The sequence below is a fragment of the Bradyrhizobium lablabi genome, assembly GCF_018129385.1.
Taxonomy (GTDB): domain Bacteria; phylum Pseudomonadota; class Alphaproteobacteria; order Rhizobiales; family Xanthobacteraceae; genus Bradyrhizobium; species Bradyrhizobium lablabi_C.
Map to the genome: position 1 here is coordinate 1 of NZ_JAFCLN010000052.1, position 1,202 is coordinate 1,202.

At 62.9% G+C, this 1,202-nt stretch carries 1 protein-coding gene; it reads left to right on the plus strand.

Annotation, left to right across the window (positions count from 1 at the left end; all coding sequences use genetic code 11):
* Positions 1–91: 91 nt before the first annotated feature.
* The gene (locus JQ628_RS34335; protein WP_212231051.1) at positions 92–1,195 is read left to right on the plus strand and encodes an ISAs1 family transposase; all 1,104 of its coding nucleotides are present in this window, start codon (positions 92–94) and stop codon (positions 1,193–1,195) included.
* Positions 1,196–1,202: the final 7 nt, after the last annotated feature.

A 1,202-nucleotide genomic window follows, 5' to 3' on the forward strand; every position in this document is an offset into this window, starting at 1 on the left:
GCAGGGGAATCGCATATGGATTTGAGAGGCCTATTGCATTGGAGGGCAATAGGGATTCTGAAGACGGCTCCCGGATCATGGAGGGAGTCGGATGGAGAAGTTCAGGAAGACTTTTCGGCGGCTGCCGGATCCTCGCGCGGACAATGCAAGGCACGATCTTTTGGAGGTGCTGTGCATCGCACTGGCGGCGACGATGTGCGGAGCGGAATCGTGCTCGGACATGGCGGATTTCGGTCAGTCGAAGGAAGGGCTGCTGCGACTTTTCCTGCGCCTGGAGCATGGCATCCCCAGCCACGACACGTTCAGCCGTGTGTTTCGCCTGCTCAAGCCGCAAGCCTTCGAAGCAGCCTTCCGTCGCTTCATGGCCGCCTTTGCCAAAGCCAACGGGCTCAAGCTCACCGGAGTGGTGGCTGTCGACGGCAAGGCCTTGCGCGGGGCCTACGACCGCGGTGGCCAGGCTACGCCGCTGCAACTGGTCAACGTCTTTGCGGTGGAAGCCCGTATGGCGCTGGCCCAGCAAAAGGCGGCCGGTCGCAACGAGACGGCAGGCGCTTTGGAAGTGCTGGACCTTCTGTCTCTCGAAGGCTGCATCGTTACCGCCGACGCGCTGCATTGCCACCGCGCCTTTGCGGCGGCGGTGCGGGAGCGCGGCGGCGACTATGTTCTGGCAATCAAGGCCAACCGGGGGCGATTGTTCACTGCGGTTACGCAACAGTTTGCACGATCGGGCAGGCGCAGCACAGCCGAGCGGATCGACCGATCCAGTCACGATCGGCGCGAGGTGCGGCGCGCGACCGTCATGCGCAATACCAGCTTCGCCGCCCGCTACGGCTTTCCAGGCGCCGCTGCGGTTGGCCGGATTACCTCGCGCCGACACCTGCAGGGGCAGCGTGCCGATACTCCGGTCGTGCGCCACTACCTCCTCTCCAAATACATCTCTCCAAAGCGGCTGCTGCACGTTACCCGCAGTCATTGGGGTATCGAGAACCAGTTGCACTGGGTGCTCGATGTCCATTTCGCCGAGGACCGCAACCGCGCGCGAAAGGACAACGCTCCCGAAAACCTCGCCATACTTCGCAGGCTTGCCCTCAACATCCTGCGCTCTCATCCCGACCGCGCATCCCTGCGCCGCAAAATCAAGCGCGCCGGCTGGGACAACGCCTTCCTCTTGGCTATTCTCAGTCATATGCGATAGCCCTGCC

Excerpts from the sequence above, each read along its gene's own strand:
- JQ628_RS34335 (WP_212231051.1), top strand. The coding sequence starts at position 92 with ATGGAGAAGTTCAGGAAGACTTTTCGGCGGCTGCCGGATCCTCGCGCG.